The organism is Streptomyces sp. NP-1717 (genome assembly GCF_022695985.1).
Classification (GTDB): Bacteria; Actinomycetota; Actinomycetes; order Streptomycetales; family Streptomycetaceae; genus Streptomyces.
In genome coordinates this window covers 60,940-78,993 of record NZ_JAAPBF010000009.1, presented here as the reverse complement: position 1 = coordinate 78,993, position 18,054 = coordinate 60,940, and the positions used below count along the sequence as shown (strand labels likewise).

At 71.2% G+C, this 18,054-nt stretch carries 19 protein-coding genes; 10 read left to right on the top strand and 9 right to left on the bottom strand.

Annotated elements, in window-relative coordinates:
• The 3 genes from GXP76_RS03605 to GXP76_RS03595 all read right to left on the bottom strand — a co-directional run.
• A partial coding sequence (locus tag GXP76_RS03605) for a hypothetical protein (protein WP_242569924.1) occupies positions 1–226 on the bottom strand: 226 nt, incomplete at its 3' end.
• 458 nt (positions 227–684) lie between these two features.
• Entirely contained in the window at positions 685–1,575 is an 891-nt protein-coding gene (locus GXP76_RS03600) for a 2-hydroxy-3-oxopropionate reductase (protein ID WP_242569923.1), read from the bottom strand.
• A gap of 88 nt (positions 1,576–1,663) precedes the next feature.
• The gene (locus GXP76_RS03595; protein ID WP_242569922.1) at positions 1,664–2,530 is read right to left on the bottom strand and encodes a TIM barrel protein; all 867 of its coding nucleotides are present in this window, start codon (positions 2,528–2,530) and stop codon (positions 1,664–1,666) included.
• Between the two features lie 125 nt (positions 2,531–2,655).
• On the opposite strand from GXP76_RS03595, the gene GXP76_RS03590 reads away from it, so the two are divergent.
• The 9 genes from GXP76_RS03590 to GXP76_RS03550 all read left to right on the top strand — a co-directional run bounded on the left by GXP76_RS03590 (position 2,656) and on the right by GXP76_RS03550 (position 11,314).
• A complete protein-coding gene (locus GXP76_RS03590) occupies positions 2,656–2,907 on the top strand; it encodes a thiamine-binding protein (RefSeq protein ID WP_242569921.1) in 252 nt (83 codons plus the stop codon).
• Positions 2,904–3,272, top strand: coding sequence for a helix-turn-helix domain-containing protein (locus GXP76_RS03585; protein WP_242569920.1), 369 nt, complete (start codon positions 2,904–2,906; stop codon positions 3,270–3,272). Before GXP76_RS03590 ends, GXP76_RS03585 begins: the two co-directional genes overlap by 4 nt.
• A 119-nt stretch (positions 3,273–3,391) precedes the next feature.
• On the top strand, positions 3,392–3,910 hold the full coding sequence (uraD, locus tag GXP76_RS03580; RefSeq protein WP_242569919.1) for a 2-oxo-4-hydroxy-4-carboxy-5-ureidoimidazoline decarboxylase: 519 nt from the start codon (positions 3,392–3,394) through the stop codon (positions 3,908–3,910).
• Positions 3,911–3,914: 4 nt separating this feature from the next.
• Positions 3,915–4,307 (top strand): hydroxyisourate hydrolase, encoded by a 393-nt coding sequence (uraH, locus tag GXP76_RS03575; protein WP_242569918.1) that lies wholly within the window; start codon positions 3,915–3,917, stop codon positions 4,305–4,307.
• Positions 4,308–4,310: 3 nt separating this feature from the next.
• Positions 4,311–5,243, top strand: a complete 933-nt coding sequence (gene pucL / locus GXP76_RS03570) for a factor-independent urate hydroxylase (protein WP_242569917.1) — start codon at positions 4,311–4,313, stop codon at positions 5,241–5,243.
• Positions 5,244–5,410: 167 nt separating this feature from the next.
• On the top strand, positions 5,411–6,787 hold the full coding sequence (locus GXP76_RS03565; protein WP_242569927.1) for an 8-oxoguanine deaminase: 1,377 nt from the start codon (positions 5,411–5,413) through the stop codon (positions 6,785–6,787).
• A 333-nt stretch (positions 6,788–7,120) separates the two neighbouring features.
• Positions 7,121–8,578 carry a nucleobase:cation symporter-2 family protein gene (locus GXP76_RS03560; RefSeq protein WP_374359738.1) on the top strand — a complete coding sequence of 486 codons (1,458 nt, stop codon included), beginning with the start codon at positions 7,121–7,123 and terminating at the stop codon, positions 8,576–8,578.
• 34 nt (positions 8,579–8,612) lie between these two features.
• The gene (locus GXP76_RS03555) at positions 8,613–8,990 is read left to right on the top strand and encodes a VOC family protein (RefSeq protein WP_242569916.1); all 378 of its coding nucleotides are present in this window, start codon (positions 8,613–8,615) and stop codon (positions 8,988–8,990) included.
• Between the two features lie 77 nt (positions 8,991–9,067).
• Positions 9,068–11,314: a HEAT repeat domain-containing protein gene (locus GXP76_RS03550; protein ID WP_242569915.1), complete on the top strand. Its 2,247-nt coding sequence runs from the start codon at positions 9,068–9,070 to the stop codon at positions 11,312–11,314.
• Positions 11,315–11,516: 202 nt separating this feature from the next.
• Here the strand turns inward: GXP76_RS03550 and GXP76_RS03545 are convergent, their stop codons facing one another.
• The 6 genes from GXP76_RS03545 to GXP76_RS03520 form a co-directional block, all read right to left on the bottom strand.
• The gene (locus tag GXP76_RS03545; RefSeq protein WP_242569914.1) at positions 11,517–12,131 is read right to left on the bottom strand and encodes a TIGR03086 family metal-binding protein; all 615 of its coding nucleotides are present in this window, start codon (positions 12,129–12,131) and stop codon (positions 11,517–11,519) included.
• Between the two features lie 64 nt (positions 12,132–12,195).
• Positions 12,196–12,816 carry an N-acetyltransferase gene (locus tag GXP76_RS03540; protein WP_242569913.1) on the bottom strand — a complete coding sequence of 207 codons (621 nt, stop codon included), beginning with the start codon at positions 12,814–12,816 and terminating at the stop codon, positions 12,196–12,198.
• A gap of 51 nt (positions 12,817–12,867) precedes the next feature.
• On the bottom strand, positions 12,868–13,536 hold the full coding sequence (locus GXP76_RS03535; protein ID WP_242569912.1) for a peptidoglycan recognition family protein: 669 nt from the start codon (positions 13,534–13,536) through the stop codon (positions 12,868–12,870).
• A 122-nt stretch (positions 13,537–13,658) separates the two neighbouring features.
• Positions 13,659–14,525 (bottom strand): lysozyme, encoded by an 867-nt coding sequence (locus GXP76_RS03530; RefSeq protein WP_242569911.1) that lies wholly within the window; start codon positions 14,523–14,525, stop codon positions 13,659–13,661.
• A gap of 323 nt (positions 14,526–14,848) precedes the next feature.
• A complete protein-coding gene (gene aceB, locus GXP76_RS03525) occupies positions 14,849–16,471 on the bottom strand; it encodes a malate synthase A (RefSeq protein ID WP_242569910.1) in 1,623 nt (540 codons plus the stop codon).
• Positions 16,472–16,679: 208 nt separating this feature from the next.
• Positions 16,680–17,294: an NTP transferase domain-containing protein gene (locus tag GXP76_RS03520; RefSeq protein WP_242569909.1), complete on the bottom strand. Its 615-nt coding sequence runs from the start codon at positions 17,292–17,294 to the stop codon at positions 16,680–16,682.
• A gap of 269 nt (positions 17,295–17,563) precedes the next feature.
• On the opposite strand from GXP76_RS03520, the gene GXP76_RS03515 reads away from it, so the two are divergent.
• Entirely contained in the window at positions 17,564–17,875 is a 312-nt protein-coding gene (locus GXP76_RS03515; RefSeq protein ID WP_242569908.1) for a DUF5955 family protein, read from the top strand.
• The last annotated feature ends 179 nt before the right edge of the window (positions 17,876–18,054 follow it).

The following is an 18,054-nucleotide window of genomic DNA, read 5'->3' as shown; positions in this document are numbered from 1 at the left end:
CGGCCCACCAACTGGCCGCCACGACAGCTCCGGTGGCGCCGGCGGCGGTGCCCGCTGCGGCGGCGCCGGACGGCCGCTTCGCCTTCCCGCGGAGAATCCCCGGAGTGATCGGACCGAGCACCAGGAGCAGGAGTACGACCGGCGGAACCAGCCAGGAGAGGTCCTTCTCGGCGATCGCCACGACGACCGACACCGCGGACACGAGGAGGAACACGGCAATACGCATCCTCCCAGTGTGCAGACCCGCGGACGGCGCACAAGAGCCCGGCCGATTCCCCGGCCGGGCTCTTGGTGGTTCGGAGGGAGAACTGAGGACCGCCCGACGGTGCGAGGCCGGCGCGACAGGGCACTCGCACCGCCGGACGGCGTTCGGCGGAGCCCCGCGACGGGGCTGTGGGGACCGTGGCGACGGCGACGGTGAGCGCCGGACGGTGCTCCTTCATGTCAGGAGGGCCGCCGTCGCTCCCCTCACCACCGCACTGGCTCGCGCGCCGCCACGGTCCCGGGGATGTCCCTCCCACCGGCCACCCCTCACGAGGGCCGTTGGCAGGGACCGCTGTCGGCCGCTCGCCGCCGGGGGTCGGTCCTCGCCCCGGGGCGCGCGGGTGGTTCCCGGGCTGTGGCGGCGCCTGGGCGCGACAGGACAGTTGTCAGCGCCGCCACAACCCGGAGTTCGGTGGGGTGTCAGACCTGCCGGCCGGACAGCCGCTCGACGGCGCGCAGCAGCGCCGAGTGGTCGAGACCGCCGTCGCCCTGCGCGCGCAGGGAGGCGACCAGCTGCGCGACGACCGCGCCGACCGGCAGCGCGGCGCCGACATTGCGGGCGGCGTCGGTGACGATGCCCATGTCCTTGTGGTGCAGGTCGATCCGGAAGCCCGGGGCGAAGTCGCGGTTGATGAAGTTGTCCTTCTTGCGGGTCAGGACGGTCGACCCGGCGAGACCGCCGTTCAGTACGTCCAGCGCCGCGCTCAGGTCCACTCCCGACTTCTCCAGGAAGACCACGGCCTCGGCGCACGCCTGGATGTTGACGGCGACGATCAGCTGGTTGGCCGCCTTGACCGTCTGGCCGGCGCCGTGCGGACCGCACAGGACGATGGTCCTGCCCAGCGCCTCGAAGACGGGCCTCGCCTGGTCGAAGTCGGCCTGCTCGCCGCCGACCATGATGGAGAGAACCGCCTCGACGGCCCCCGCCTCACCGCCGGAGACCGGCGCGTCGAGGACGCGGACGCCCTTCTCCCGGCCCGCCTCGGCGAGATCGATCGACGTCTGCGGGGTGATCGACGACATGTCGATCAGGAGGGCGCCCTTCCTGGCGTGCTCCAGGATGCCGTCCTCGCCGTAGGCGATGGCCTCGACCTGCGGGGAGGCGGGCACCATCGTGACGATGACGTCGGCGCCCTCGACGGCCTCGGCGATCGACGACGCCACGGTGCCGCCGTTGGCCGCGAGCCGGTCCAGCTTCTCCCGCTCCAGCGTGAAGCCGGTGACGGAGTATCCGGCCTTGATCAGGTTCTCGGCCATGGGGGACCCCATGATGCCGAGGCCGATCCAGGCCACCTTGGGAAGAGTGCTCATCGGGGGTGCCTCTCTCGCATACGTGTGTGCGTCGTCCCCGCTCGGGGCGGATGTGTCGGTCCGGACAGTCCTGGCGCGGGGCCGCGCCTCAGCGCGCGGCCCGCGCCTCGGCGGGCAGCCAGTCGAAGGACTCGGCGCTCGGGCGGTCACCGGGCTTGTACTCCAGGCCGACCCAGCCCTCGTAACCGGCCTTGCGGAGCCGGTCGAGCAGGTCCTGGAGCGGCAGCGTGCCGGTGCCGGGCGCGCCCCGGCCGGGGTTGTCGGCGATCTGTACGTGACCGGTCCTGTCGGCGTACCTGTCGATGACCTCGGCCAGCGCCTCGGCGTCCAGACCGTTCATCGACAGGTGGTAGACGTCCAGGAGGAACGCGGTGTTGCCCAGCCCCGTGGCCTCGTTGACCCGGTCCACGACGTCGATCGCGGCCTCGGCGCTCACCAGCGGATAGTGCGGCGACTCCGGCCTGTTGAGCGCCTCGATCAGCAGGGTCGCCCCGACCCGGTCGGCCGCGCAGGCGGCGAGGACCAGATTCTCCAGGGCGAGTGCGTCCTGTGTCTTCGCGTCGACGCCGTCGACGCGGTTCCCGTACAGCGCGTTGAGCGCCGTGCAGCCGGCCGACGCGGCGAAGCCGGCCGCCACGTCGATGTTCGCGCGGAAGCGGTCCGACTCCTCGCCGGGCAGCGACAGCGCCCCGCGGTCGGGGCCGGGCAGCCGGCCGGCGTAGAAGTTGAGCCCCACGAGCCGGGTGCCCGCGTCGTCGAGGGCCTTCTTCAGGGCGTCGAGCTCGGCCCGCGGCGGAGTGGGGGTCTCGATCCAGGGCCACCACAGCTCCACCGCGGTGAAGCCCGCAGCGGCGGCCGCCGCGGGGCGCTCCAGGAGCGGGAGTTCGGTGAAGAGGATCGACAGGTTCACATCGAAGCGCTGCTCGGAGCCGGGCCTGTTCGTGAAGGGAGCCATGAGGGGTATTTCGCTCCTTCCGTATTGCGGAAGTTAGTTTCTGCTTAATGGAAGATTGCCTGGGATTTGTGAGGGCTGTCAAGGGGGCGGCCGTGATTTCGCCGCTCGCGCAGTAGGTTGTGCGCGTGCGACTGAGAGTGGAATTCACGACCGAGCCGTTCGATCTGGACGAGGCCCCCGGCCATGCCGTGGTCGCCCGTGAGGTCATCCGGGCGGCCGAACTGGACGCCGTGGACGTCGGGCCCTTCGGCAACACCGCGGAAGGCGGCGCCGACGCCGTCATCGCGGCCGTCGACACCCTGCTCCGCCGCTCCCTGGAGGCCGGCGCCACCCGCGTCTCGCTCCAGGTGAACGTGATCGCGGAGGACGAGCGGTGACCGGACCGTCCGACCACCCGCTCCTCGCGGCGGTGAAGCCGCTCGTCGACGCCATGGGGGCCGAGACGGTACCTCCGGGCCTGGCGGGGCCGGACGACGTCGTGCTGAGCTGGGAGGGTGAGGAGGTCGTCGCCGTACGCCTTCCCCAGCTCTCCGAATCGCTCGACCACATCCTCGTCGCGCTGGAGCGCCGGCACGGAATGCCCCTGTCGGAGCTCGACCGCAGGACCAAACAGTCCGTGGTGCGGTCGCTTGAGGCGCGCGGGGCCTTCTCCGTACGGCACGGTGTGGAGACCGTCGCGAGCGCCCTCGGGGTGAGCCGGTTCACCGTCTACAACTACCTGAACCGGTCCGAGACGAACTGACGGGCCGGGGGCGCGCCGGCGGCGGCCCGCCCACAGAGAAATTCAACAAAGTGTTGACGAGATGTTCGTGAAGGCGTTAGCTGTCCCGCAGCCCGTCAAGCACAGCCACGGAGGCTCCCGTGACGACCGACCCGCCGCCGGGCCTCACCCGGTTCAACACATCCTCCGACAGCGCGGCCCTGGCCGCACTCCACGAGGTGTGCGCCAGTACGGCATGGGGGAGCGCACTGCTCTCCCACCGCCCGTACGACACCGCCGACGCCCTCTTCGCCGCCAGTGACACCGCGACGGCCGGACTGACCGCCGACGATCTGGCACAGGCGATGGCGGCGCACCCGCCCATCGGCCGCCCGAAGCCGGGCGACCCGACCTCTGCCCGCGAACAGCGGGGCATGGCCGGGGCGTCCGACGAACTCAGGGCGGAACTGCTCGAACTGAATCTGGCCTACCAGGACAGGTTCGGACACGTCTTCCTGATCTGCGCCACCGGCAGGACCGGGGAGCAGATGCGGGACGCGGTCCGCACCCGGATCGGCAACACGCCCGAAGAGGAGCGGGCCGTCGTCCGCACCGAACTGGGCAGGATCAACCGTGTCCGGCTGACCCGACTCGTAGAAGCAGCGGAAGCAGGGGAGTGAACCCGTGAGCACGGAAACCACCGCATCGGTGTCCACACACATCCTGGACACCAGCGCCGGCCGCCCGGCCGCCTCCGTCGCCCTCTCGCTCTCCGCCCGCGGCGGCGCCCGGGAGCGGTGGGTGGTGCTGGGCCGGTCGGAGACCGACGCGGACGGGCGGTGCGCGGACCTGCCGGCGCTGCCGGCGGGAACCACCCACGTACGTCTCGACTTCGAGACCGAGGCGTACTTCCACGACCAGGGACAAGCCGAGGCACAGCAGGACGCCCCCGCGCCACGGGACAGCGGTGCGTTCTTTCCGGAAGTGGCGATCACGTTCGCCGTCACACCCGGCGAGCACTATCACGTACCGCTGCTGCTCAACCCGTTCGGCTACTCCGTATACCGAGGGAGCTAGCAGATGCCGACCATTCTCGGCCAGAACCAGTACGGCAAAGCGGAGAACCGCGTCGTCAAGATCGTGCGGGACGGCGCCACCCACCACATCAAGGACCTCAGTGTCTCCGTCGCCCTCTCCGGCGACATGGAGGAGGTCCACTACTCCGGCTCCAACGCCAACGTCCTGCCGACCGACACCACCAAGAACACGGTGTACGCGTTCGCCAAGGAGCACGGCATCGAGTCCGCCGAGCAGTTCGGCATCCATCTCGCCCGGCACTTCGTCAGCAGCCAGGAGCCGATACACCGGGCACGGATCCGGATCGAGGAGTACGCCTGGGAGCGCATCACGGCCCCGGACGCCGACCCCACGTCCGGCGAGGCCGACGAGATCAAGCACTCCTTCGTCCGCAAGGGCCAGGAGACCCGCGTCTCGCAGATCACCTTCGACGGCGAGAAGTGGGAGATCATCTCCGGCCTCAAGGACCTGACGGTGCTGAACTCGACCAACTCCGAGTTCTGGGGCTACGTCAAGGACAAGTACACGACGCTCCGCGAGGCGTACGACCGCATACTCGCCACCGACGTGTCCGCGAGGTGGCGCTACAACTGGACCGACGACTCGCGGCCGATGCCCGACTGGGACGACTCCTACGAACAGGCGCGGGGGCACCTGCTCCACGCCTTCGCGCGGACCTACTCCCTCTCCCTCCAGCAGACGCTCTACCAAATGGGCTCGCGGATCATCGACAGCCGCGGCGAGATCGACGAGATCCGGTTCTCGCTGCCCAACAACCACCACTTCCTGGTGGACCTCGAACCGTTCGGCGTGAAGAACGAGACTCCCGACGGAGCCGTCTACTTCGCCGCCGACCGGCCGTACGGCCTCATCGAGGCCACCGTGCTGCGCGACGGCGTCGAGCCGCGGATCCCGCTCGACATGACCAACCTGTAGCCGCCCCGCCGTACCCCCGACGCGCGCGCCGGCGTCAAGTCCCAGCAGAACAGGGCGATATGGGGGAAGAGCGGGGGCATCTGCGCACCGACACCACCGCGGACCCGGTCGTCACCCCGCTCGACCCCCGGCTCCGTCCACCCACATGGGAAGAACGAGGACCCGCCATGGCGGCTTCGCGCATCGTCATCGAGAACTGTGCCATCGCGACCGTGGACGCGAACGACACCGAGTACGCCTCCGGGCACGTCGTCGTCGCGGACAACCTCATCGAATCCGTGGGCGCCGGCCGCGCCCCCGCCGGACTGGAGAACGTCGTACGGCGAGTCGACGGCACCGGCCATCTCGTCACCCCCGGCCTGGTCAACACCCACCACCACTTCTACCAGTGGATCACCCGCGGACTGGCCACCGACCATAACCTGTTCGACTGGCTGGTGGCGCTCTACCCGACCTGGGCGCGCATCGACGAGTCCATGGCGCGCGCCGCCGCCCGTGGCTCACTGGCGATGATGGCGCGCGGCGGCGTCACCACCGCGACGGACCACCACTACGTGTACCCGCGCGGCGCCGGCGACCTGTCCGGCGCCATCATCGGGGCCGCCGCGGAGACGGGCGTACGGTTCACCCTCGCCCGCGGTTCCATGGACCGCGGCGAGTCGGACGGCGGACTGCCGCCGGACTTCGCCGTCGAGTCGCTGGAGGACGCGCTCGCCGCCACCGAGGCGACCGTCGACCGGTACCACGACGCCTCGTTCGGCTCGATGACCCAGATCGCCGTCGCGCCGTGCTCGCCGTTCTCCGTCTCCACCGAACTGATGCGTCAGGGCGCGGAGTTGGCGCGGCGCAAGGGAGTGCGGCTGCACACCCACGGCAGCGAGACGGTCGAGGAGGAGCAGTTCTGCAAGGAACTGTTCGGGATGGGCCCCACCGACTACTTCGAGTCGACGGGCTGGCTCGGCTCCGACGTGTGGATGGCCCACTGCGTCCATATGAACGACTCGGACATCGCCGCCTTCGGCCGCACCGGCACGGGCGTCGCGCACTGCCCGTCCTCCAACGCCCGCCTCGCGGCCGGCATCGCGCGCGTTCCCGACATGCTGAAGGCGGGCGTGCCCGTCGGTCTCGGCGTGGACGGCACCGCGTCCAACGAATCGGGCGAACTGCACACCGAGTTGCGCAACGCGCTGCTCATCAACCGCCTCGGCGCCCACCGCGAGTCCGCCCTGAACGCCCGTCAGGCGCTGCGGCTCGGTACGTACGGTGGCGCCCAAGTCCTCGGCCGCGCCGGCCAGATCGGCTCGATCGAGGCCGGGAAACTCGCCGACCTGGTGCTGTGGAAGATGGACACCCTGGCCCACGCCTCCATCGCCGACCCGGTGATCGCCCTGGTCCTCGGGGCCGCCGCCCCCGTCACGCTCTCCCTCGTCAACGGCAGAACCGTCGTCGAGGACAACCACCTGACCACGGTGGACGAAGACGCCGTCGCCCGCTCCACGCGGGAAGAGGCACGGCGCCTGGCGCGCATCGCGGCGGAGGGCTGACGCCCGTCCGCGACGAGCCCGATCGAGGCAGGCCCGATCACGACGAACCCGATCACCGCGGCGGACCGCTCTCACAGGTCCCGCGTGTCCGCCTGCGGGCGGCCGGCGCGGCAGGTCCGGCCGTGGATCGTCCCGGAAGTCCGGTCGAGGGGGACGGCCCTCGACCGGCGGCCACGGAGCCCGAGCGGGGTTCCTGGCAGCCGCGTCCGGGTGGTGGCGCGACGCACGGCGGTGCGCCACCACCCGGGACGGTGACTCGTGTACGCGACCGATCTCCCGCACCTCCCTGACACCCGCGTCGCCGCCGACGCGTAACCGACCGGAGGAACACCCGTGGCAGCCGAGCCCAGGCTCAGTAAAGACGTACCCGCCCCCGACGAGATACCCGGCCAGGACCCCAGGCACCCCGTCGACCGGACCCTGCCGCCCTTCAAGATGTTCACCAGCGGCCTCCAGCACGTGGCCGCCATGTACGCGGGCGTGGTGGCGCCGCCGATGATCGTCGGGCCCGCTGTGGGCCTGAACGCCCGGGACACCGCCTTCCTGATGGGCGCCAGCCTCTTCACCGCCGGCATCGCCACGCTGCTCCAGACCATCGGCTTCTGGAAGGTCGGCGCGCGGCTGCCGTTCGTCAACGGCGTCTCCTTCGCGGGCGTCACACCGATGGTCGCGATCGGCCGCGAACGCGGCGCGGAGGGCATCGCCGTCATCTTCGGCGCGATCATCGTCGCCAGCGTGCTCGGGTTCGTCCTCACGCCGTACTTCTCCAGACTGGTGCGGTTCTTCCCACCGGTCGTCACCGGCACCGTCATCACCCTGATCGGTGTCTCACTGCTCCCGGTGGCCTTCAACTGGTCCCAGGGAGGCGACCCCACGGCCGACGGCTACGGCTCCATGAGGAACATCGGGATGGCCGGCCTCACCCTGCTGATCGTGCTGGTCCTGCGGAAGGTGCTGCGCGGCTTCCTCCAGCAGATCGCCATCCTGCTGGGGCTGGTCGCCGGCACCGTCGTGGCGGTCCCGATGAACATGACCGACTTCGACGCGATCAAGGACGCGGGCCTCGTCGGCTTCCCGACACCGTTCCACTTCGGCGCACCGCAGTTCGAGATCGCCGCGATCATCTCCATGTGCATCGTGATGCTCGTCTGTATGACGGAGTCCACGGCCGACATGCTGGCGCTCGGCAAGATCGTGGACCGGCCGGCGGACGAACGCGTCATCGAGGGCGGACTGCGCGCCGACACGCTGGGCAGCGCCATCAGCCCGCTGTTCAACGGCTTCATGTGCAGCGCCTTCGCGCAGAACATCGGGCTGGTCGCCATGACCAAGGTCCGCAGCCGCTTCGTCGTCGCGGCCGGGGGCGGCATCCTCGTCCTGCTCGGCCTGTGCCCGGTGCTGGCCTCCGTGATCGCGCTCGTACCGCTGCCGGTCCTCGGCGGCGCCGGAATCGTGCTCTTCGGCTCCGTGGCGGCGAGCGGCATCCAGACGCTGGCGACCGCCGCGCTGGAGAAGGGCGAGAACGCGCTGATCGTCGCCGCCGCCGTCGGTATCGGGCTGATACCGATCGCGGCGCCGGAGTTCTACCACGCCTTCCCGAAGGACCTGCTGGTGGTGCTCGACTCGGGGATCAGTACGGGGTGCGTGGTGGCGATCGTGCTGAACCTGGCCTTCAACCACTGGGGCGGCAAGGGGAGTTCGGAAGACGGGACCATGGCCGACGCGCCGGCCGACGCATCGGCCGCCCCGGCGCCGTCGAGTGCACCCGTGGCGCGCCAGCGGAATCGATGATGCGCGCGGAGCGGGCCGGGCGCATACTGCCCGGATGCCCGTGACCCTGCATCACATCGTCGTCGACACACACGATCTGCCCGGCCTCGCCCGCTTCTGGGCGGCGGCGCTGCGCTGGCGCGTGCTCTCCGAGCGCGAACGGGAGGTGGTCATCGGGCCCGACGCGTCCGCGCCGGTCGGGATGTGCTTCATGCCGGTGCCCGCGATGGAGCGCAAGACTGTCAAGAACCGTCTCCATCTCGACCTGACGACGGGCGCGGAGGACCGCGAGGCCGAGATCGACCGGCTGATCGAGCTCGGCGCGCGCCGGGTCGACGTCGGCCAGAGCGGCGAGGAGTCGTGGACGGTGCTCGCGGACCCGGAGGGGAACGAGTTCTGCGTGGTGCGGCCGAAGAGCACGCTGATCGGTTAGCGACGGACCTTGGGGTCCGCGGATCACGGGGGACCGCGAGGAACTCGTTGTCAGAGGCTCGTGCCAGGATTCCGGTCATGGATCTCGCACAGATTTTCGCTGACCTCGACGCACAGCCCTGGGGGGAGTGGGAGCACGCCTACGGAAGCGCCGACGATGTCCCGGGCCAGCTACGGGCGTTGGCGAGCGACGACGTCGAGGAGGCCGAAGAGGCGCTGTACGAGCTCTACGGAAACATCATCCACCAGGGGTCGGTGTACGAGGCGACGGCGTACGCCGTGCCGTACCCCGCCCGGCTGGCGGCGGCGGGGATCAGACCGGCCGACATGCTTCTGCTGCTCGGCTGCATCGCGGAGAGCGAGGACGAGCGGAGCGACACGCCAGGCGTGTGCCGGGTGGCCGTGACCGCCCAACTGCCCCTGATACTGCCGCTGATCGAGGCGAACGACACCGCCGTCCGGCAGGCGGCGGTCTGGGCGGCGGCCAGGACGGGCGCGGCCGAGCAGGTGCTTCCGGCGCTGCGGCGTCGCTGGGAGGGCGAGCTGGACCCGCTGGTGAGGGCGGAGTTGCTCGCGGGGACGGCATGGCTCGATCCGGCGGCCGCGGAGGAGTTCGACAAGACCGTGCTGGGGGAGACGCCCGGGGGCGGCGGCGCCGGGCAGGGGGCGCAGGCCCCGCCGGTACGGCTGGCCGCGCTGCTGGCCGGATCGGACGCGGACCTGCCGTGGACCCCGGTCCATCACGACGCGTTCCTCTCTCTGCTGCCGGCCGGTCCGCTGGTCGCGGACCGGTTCGACCAGGAGCAGACCGAGCCGTTCCGGTACGTGGTGCAGGGGCTGCTGGAGCGGGACACGGACGCGGCGCGGGAAGCCGCGTTCACACTGATCGAGGCCGGGTTGCGGCACCCGGACGCCGACGCCCGCGGCGAGGCGGTCTCGGCGGCCGAGCACGCCTGCGAGGTCTCCCGGGCCGCGACGGCGCGCCTCGCCGGGCCGCTGACCGGGCTCCTCGACGATCCGTCGTCGGCGAGCGCCGTTCTCTCCGTCGTCCACCAGCTAGGGCACCGGGCGGCCTGCGCCGCCCCCGCGCTCGCGGCCATCGCCACCGAGGGCGGTGAACTGGCCGACCGCGCGTTGGCCGCGCTGGTCGCCACCGCCCCGGAGCGGGCCGCCCCGCTGCTGGCCTCGGACCTGGCCCGGCGGCCGAGAGCGCTCGACGCGGCGGCGAAACTGAGCCCCTGGTCGAGGACCGGGGACGCCCGCGCCGCGGACCCCGACCCGTTCCCGTACACACCGGAACTGCTCGACGCCGTACGGGCCCGGCTCGCTGAGGACGACATCGACTGGAACGGGTCGATCCACCTCGGCCTGCTCCTGGCGGGCTGGGGGCACCGCGCGGCGGCGGCCGTGCCCGACCTGCTCGCCGCGCTGGACCGCTATCCCTTCGTCGTACTGCGCACACTGCCCGCCGTCTGCCCACCGGAGGAACGGGCCCGCGCGGTCGCGGCGCTGCGAGACGCCGACCTCACGGGGCAGAACCCGGTCGACATCGGCTCGGCGCTGCACCGGCTCTCGGGCGAGGCGGGAGACACCGGGGCGGTGCTGTCGGCCGTCGTCGAGGCGCTGGCCTCGGGCGGCCGGGACATGACCGAGGCGGCGAAACTCGCCGGGGAGCTGGGTGGTTCGGAGACGGCGGCCTCGCTGCTGCCGCATCTGCGTGCCGCGCTGAGCGACACCGCCCGCGCGACGACCGACCCGGCGTCCGGCTCATCGGAAGCGGGGCGCACCAACCCCGACCTCGACAGCGACACGGAGATCGCCCGCGCGCTGTGGCGGCTCACAGGGAGCGCGGACGAGGCCGTGCCGATCATCGCCGGTGTGCTGGAGGAGGCGGACGGGGACTGGCACCGCTGGCAGAACGTACGCGCCGCGCGGGCCGCCGGCGCGCTCGGTGAGCTGGGCCGGCCGCTCGCCCCGCTCCTGGAGGGCAAACTCGCCCATCGCGACCACGCGGCGGCGGCCGCGCTCGCCCTCCTCGCCGTCGACCCGGCCGGCCAGGACCGCGTCCGACTCGCGGACGCGGCCCTGGCATCGGCCGAGACCGACGCGGACCCGCTCACCGCCCTGGACGTCCTACGGGAGGTCGGCGCGGGCAACTTGACGGACGATCAGCACCGTCGGCTGACCAGGCTGGCGGAGCGGGACGCGCACGTCTTCGTCCCCGGCTTCCCGCACGCCCCGTCGGCGGCGGACGCCCGCTTCCGCGAGGAGGCCCGTGCACTGCTGCGCACGGACCCGCGAAGCGGTCCGACTCCTCGGGCCTGACCGGGTCCCTGTTAGGGGCCCGAACAGGGCCCGGTACGGCACCCCGCCGTGTCGGCAGCGTTCTCGGAGGTGTCCGACTACGTCCCGTACGAGTCCGATCCCGCGCCCCCGCGATGCACCGCTCCACGTGACACCGGCCGCTCCGCGGCGGGCCCGGGCCGATCCCCGAGGGTTCGCCGCGCAGACCCCCGGGGCCCGGGGGTCACTCCCCGGGCTGCCAGTCCGGGCGGCGTCCGCTCAGGCCGATCACCCGGTCGAGCAGCGGCGCGTCGGCCGGTACGGGGACGGGGCGGCCGAACAGGCCCTCCGGTCCTTGACCCGTCTCCGCGCTCGCCGCCGCCGGTTCGAGGAAGGGGAGCACCGCCGCCAGGGTCGCCGCGTCGACCTCGTACGGCTGTCCCGTGCTGCGCGCCAGGTCCCAGCCGTGCACCACCAGTTCGTTCAGCGCCACGAGCCCCGCCACCTCGGCCGGCAGGTCCACGCCGCCGGCCCGGGTGAAGCCCTGCCAGGCATCGGGCGAACGCCAGGTCTCCGCGAGGCCGTCCAACTGGGCCGGGAGGACGGTCCGCCAGCCGTCCTCCAACGGGGGCAGCCCATCGGTGGGCGGCGTGTCGGTCGTCGGTCCCAGCGCCTTCCTTCCCGCGTCACGGAAGGCGAGGGTCAGGCCGACGAGATGCGCGAGCAACTCCCGCACGGTGTAGTCGGGGCACGGCGTGGGCGCCGCGAGGTGCTTGTCCTCGATGCCGTCGATCAGCCCCGCGATGGTGCGGGAGACGGGACCGTGGTCGGGAAGCTTCGGGTCGGTGTGGGTGTCCATGACGGGTAGACCCCGCGGACCGCGCGAACTCATCGGTCCGCCGGGCCCGGGGACCCGGGCCGGGTCAGCGCCTCGTACCGCGTCCCAGATACGTGACGTCGTCGGCGTCCGAGTCCGGCACGGCGATCTCGTGGAAGCCGACACGGTCGTAGAAGGCCCGCGCCCCGGTGTTCGCCGTCAGCATCGACAGATGCACGGCCTCCACGCCCTTGGCGCGCAGCGCGTCGAGGAGCGTGTGGATCAGTGACCGGCCGTGTCCCCGCCCCTGCCACGCGGGCAGCAGATCGATGTGCAGATGCGCGGGATACGCGGCGAGTTCGGCCAGCACCATCCGCTCCGGATCGTGCAACAGGCCGGCCATGACCTCGCTCGGTGTCCGTTCCCCGGCCCCTTCCGGCGCGGGGTACCTGCCGCCGACGGCTGGCAGCCACTTCTCCCGGAACGCCGTCACGAACCTCCCGGTGTCCGCGACCCCGAGCACGTACCCGACGGGACGTCCCTCCCCGTCGTCGAGCACGAACGCCAGATCCGGCTCCAGCTCCACGTAGGGGCCGGCGAAGACGCTGGGCACCAGTTCGCCGTCGGGGTACAGGTGCCGTGAGTCCCCGCCCGCGTCGGCGGTCCGTACACAGATGTCGTACACGGCGTCGCGATCGCCGGGACGGTAGGAGCGTATGAAGGCCATGCCCCGAGTCTGTCGTGTCTGAGAGCGCTCTCGCAACGGTTTGCACGGGCGTCAGCCCATGCTCGCGGCCACCTCACCGCGCAGCTGCGGCAGCTTGTCGTGGATGACGCCGGGGCAGAGCGTCGTGCCGTAGTCCTTGTGCCCGTAGATCTGGCTCGGGGCGATGCCGTACTGCCCGCACACGTACGCGCAGAGCGTGACGAGGACCTCCCACTGCGCCGCAGGCGGCTGCGCGCCGTCGTGGTACGCGCCCTCGTTGGCGATACCGATGGACTGCTCGTTCTGCCCGGAGGTGTGCGAGGCGAGTACGAAGCCGCTGCCGCCGCGCAGGGTGCTGAGGCTGCGGTGCCGCCCCTCGGTGATCCAGCCGCCCCTGCTGACGACGAAGTGGTAGCCGCTGTCCAGCCACCCGTTGTCGTCCATGTGCAGGTCCTGGACCCAGTGGGCGTGCGCGTGGGCCTGGGCGCGGGAGAAGACGGAGGTGTTCGCGCTCACGGTGTGATGGACGACGATCCTGACGGGGCGCTTGTTCAGCACGCTCACGGGGCTTCGGGGCGGCCGGGCGTTCCACTGCGCGGTGGTGTCGATGTCCGGTTCGACGCCACGACCGCCACGCGTGGCGTGGGCCGTGGCGTGCGCGGCGGTGGGCAGCGCGGCGCCGAACAGCGCGCCGGAGCCGGCGAGCAGGACCTGACGTCGGCCGGGCTTGCGAGAGCTCATGGTGGTGCCTCCTGGTCCGCTGTGTTCACCGAGTGTTCGGGGGCGGGGCCACCGGGCGCCGGGAAGCCGCACCGACGGGGCTTCCCGGCACCGAGTCGCGTCGTGAGGAGGTGACGGTCCGGCTAGCTGTTGTTGGCGAGGGCCACGAGCCGGTCCATCGAGCCGTTGAACTTGTTGCGGTCCACGTCACCCGAGACACCGCTGACCCGGCCGGTGGCCGTGTACTGCCAGATCGTCCAGGTGGGGAAGCCTGCCGGGATGTTGGGGCTGGTCGTGCCCCAATGGGCCACCCACAGGGGCGACTTGGCGGCCATGCCGGTCCAGTTGCCGGTGCAGCTGTTCCACCAGCTCGCCGTCGTGTAGATGACGACGTCGCGGCCCGTGCGGGCCTTGTAGGTGTTGTAGAAGTCGTTCACCCAGGTGCGCATCTGGGTGGTGGACAGGCCGTAGCAGGAGGCGCCGGACGGGTTGTGCTCGATGTCGAGCACGCCCGGCAGTGTCTTGCCGTCCCTGGACCAGGCGCCGCCGTTGCTGGCGAAGTAGTTCGCCTGCGTCGCCCCGTTGGACGAGTTCGGCCGGGCGAAGTGGTACGCGCCGCGGATCAGGCCCGCGTTGTAGGAGCCCGTGTAGTTCGCGCTGAAGCGGGAGTCCTTGAAGGTCGTGCCCTCGGTGGCCTTCATGTAGGCGAAGTCGATGCCCGCGGCCTTCACCGAGCCCCAGTTGATCGCGCCCTGCCAGTGGGAGACGTCGATGCCCTGCACACCGCTGGTGTCCAGCGGCGCCGGGCCCGGCGTGGGGCCCTGTTCGAGACGGGTTCCGGCGCCCATCCACGCCTGGCCGGGCCGCACGGTCTCCTCGGGGCCGGGAGGCGCGGCGGACGCCGGTCCGGCGCCGGTCATGAGAAGCGCCGCGACGGTGGCGAGAACGCCGGGGACGAGAACGCCCTTGGATCTGATGAGTCGTCGGTACGGAGAGCTGTGCACGGACATGGCTGCCTCCGGGACGTGGTGGGGGTGTGGGTGCCCGGCCTCCGTCTCTCCGGAATGCCATGGACACGACATGAGTAACGCACGCGTCAACTACGCGCGTAAAGGGGGTACGGGAAGGGCCCGTGGTGTAGTCCAGTGACGCCACGCATGAGCTGCGCCGACGTACCGGAACGCCGATAACTTTCACTCCTGAAGTCACCCGAAGACACTCGAACCGCCCGGCCCGGGACGCGCCGCACCCCCGGTGCCGCGGAGCGGTGCCGGGGGTGCGGGAGTGGTGCCGGGGGTGCGGGAGTGGTGCGTTCCGAAGTGAACTCGCCTGTTCAGCCCCGCAGTTGTTCGTACGCGGGGAGGGTCAGGAACTCCTCGTACTTCTCGTCCAGCGCCACCGTCAGCAGCAGGTCGTGGGCCTGTTGCCATGTGCCGCCCGTGAACGCCTCCTCGCCGATCTCCCGGCGGATCGCGGCCAGTTCGCCGGACGCGATCTCGCGGACCAGGCCGGCGCTCGCCGTCTCGCCGTTCTCGAAGACGACACCCGCGTTGATCCACTGCCAGATCTGGGAGCGGGAGATCTCGGCCGTCGCCGCGTCCTCCATCAGGTTGAAGATGGCGACCGCGCCGAGGCCGCGGAGCCAGGCCTCGATGTAGCGGATGCCGACCTGGACCGCGCCGACCAGGCCCTGGTAAGTGGGCTTGGCGTCCAGGGAGTCGACCGCGATCAGTTCGGCCGCCGTCACCGAGACCTCCTCGCGGAGGCGGTCCTTCTGGTTGAGGCGTTCGCCCAGCACGGCGTCGAAGGAGGCCATCGCGATCGGCACCAGGTCGGGGTGGGCGACCCAGGAGCCGTCGAAGCCGTCCGCCGCCTCACGGTCCTTGTCGTCCTTGACCTTCGCGAAGGCCACCTTGTTGACCTCCGGGTCGCGCCGGGAGGGGATGAAGGCCGCCATGCCGCCGATCGCGTGCGCGCCGCGCTTGTGGCAGGTGCGCACGAGGAGTTCGGTGTACGCGCGCATGAACGGGGCCGTCATCGTCACCGCGTTGCGGTCCGGCAGCACGAACTTGGGCCCGCCGTCACGGAAGTTCTTGACGATCGAGAACAGGTAGTCCCAGCGGCCGGCGTTCAGCCCGGAGGCGTGGTCGCGGAGTTCGTAGAGGATCTCGTCCATCTCGTACGCCGCGGTGATCGTCTCGATCAGCACCGTCGCGCGGACGGTGCCGTGCGGGATGCCCACGTACTCCTGTGCGAAGACGAACACGTCGTTCCACAGTCGCGCTTCGAGGTACGACTCGGTCTTCGGCAGATAGAAGTACGGGCCCTTGCCCAGCTCGATGAGCCGCTGGGCGTTGTGGAAGAAGTAGAGACCGAAGTCGACCAGCGCGCCGGGAACGGCGCGGCCCTCGAACTGGAGATGGCGCTCGTCCAGGTGCCAGCCGCGCGGGCGGGTGACGACCGTCGCGAGTTCGCCGGCGGCCTTGAGGGCGTACGACTTGCCGGACACCGGGTCGGTGTAGTCGACCTTCCGGGCGTAGGCGTCCATCAGATTGAGCTGGCCGTTGATGACGTTCTCCCAGGTGGGAGCCGAGGCGTCCTCGAAGTCGGCGAGCCAGATCTTCGCCCCGGAGTTGAGCGCGTTGATCGTCATCTTGCGGTCGGTGGGTCCGGTGATCTCCACCCGGCGGTCGTTCAGCGCGGGCGGGGACGGCGCGACCCGCCAGGAGTCGTCCTCGCGTACGGCCGCGGTCTCCGGCAGGAAGTCCAGCGTGGACGTACGGGCGATCTCCGCGCGGCGCTCGTGCCTGCGGATCAGGAGTTCGTCACGCCGGGGGGTGAACCGCCGGTGCAGCTCGGCCACGAAGGCGAGAGCCGCTGGGCTGAGGACCTCGTCCTGCCGGGGCAGGGTGTCGGCGTCGACGACGGCCAGCGGGGACGGCGCTGGTGCGGACATGACTGTCACTCCTTACGAGCGGGCCGGCGACCGCGGGGTCACCGTCGGCGGCACTGGGTGCCGTGGCTCCGGCTGCGGTCGCGCGCGCCTTCCGGTGGATCGGGCGCTTCTGACCTGTGGATAGTAGTTTTCTCATGGTGGAACTTCAATGGTTTGTTGATGTCGAGAATCTCAGAGTCGACAGACCACGGCGCTCAGTGCCAGGGCCTCACTCCTCAAGGTGCGACAGATCCTCCTCCGTGTCGATGTCGTACGCCCCGGCGACATCCCCGCACTCGACGAGGGCGATGTCCCGTGCGTGGGACCTCAGATACCCACGTGCCCCCTGATCGCCTGTCGCATCCTCCGCGACCGCGGCCCAGTGGTCTGCGCCGAACAGCACCGGATGGCCGCGCTCGCCTCCGTAGGCGGCCGCGGCGAGCGTGCCGGGGGAGCCGTACGCGGCCAGCACCCGTGCCACCGCCGCCGGGCCGATCCCCGGCTGGTCCACCAGCATCACCAGGGCCGCGGAACGGACGGAGGCCGCCGTCAGTGAGGCCAGCCCCGCCCGTAGCGACGAGCCCATGCCGCTCTCCCACTCCGGGTTGCCGACCAGTACGCAGCCCGGCAGTACGGCGCGGGCCCGCACCTCGTCGGCGGCGGCGCCGAGCACGACATGGATGCGCTCGCAGCCGCCCTCCCGCAGCGACCGCACGGCGTGCTCCACCAGCGGGCGCCCCCGGTACGGCAGCAGCGCCTTCGGCCGCCCGCCCAGCCTGCGTCCGCCGCCCGCCGCGAGCAGCAGCCCGGCCACCGGCGACTCTCCGTGATCGTTCTGGTCCATGGGTTCTCCCTACCCCGCAGGCCCCCTCGCGCGCCCGTGCGCCCCGCCGCGCGCCTTCCACCGGACGGCCCGTCAGATCGTTTCTGCTGCCCCGACCTGGCGATACGTCAGTGGTACAAGTTGAATATTGTCCATCTGGTGGCGCACGGCCGCTCGGGTGGCGTTTACTGTCCCGCGTCTCGCGGCGCCCGGCGTGTGGGAAGAGGGGCGCCGGCGGGGCGGCCAACATGCCGAAGGCACATGCACCATGGCGTGCGAGGGGGAGAACTTTGTTGCGGAGCGTGGGGCATACGCGAGTGACAGAGAAGGGTGACGATCCAAGACTGAGCGGCCTGCGGTTCGCCGTGGCCCGGCTCAGACGTGAACTCGCCTCGTATCCGAGCGAGTTCAGGGACAGAGGAATCGCGGAGGAAGAACTGGCCGCGCTGGCTTCGATGGTGGCGGGAGGCGATCCGGAGATCCGCCGGATGCGTCGCTCGCTGCTTCTGATCGTGGGTTCGATCGGTTCGGTGAGCGCTCTGGCGCCCACCCTGATGGATGTCAGGAGGGCGGTCGACCTCTTCGGAGAGTTAGGGCACTGAGTACGACCAGGGCCGGGCGCCGACAGCCCGGCGGGCGCCGCCAACCCGGTCTTTCAGGTACCGGGTACCGGAGCCGATGAGCCTCGGCACCGTACGTCCCAGGGGATTGGGGCGTACGGTGCCCGGGCCGCGAGCGAGCCGCGAACGGACGGCCGGCGGACCGGGGTACGGGCGCCCGG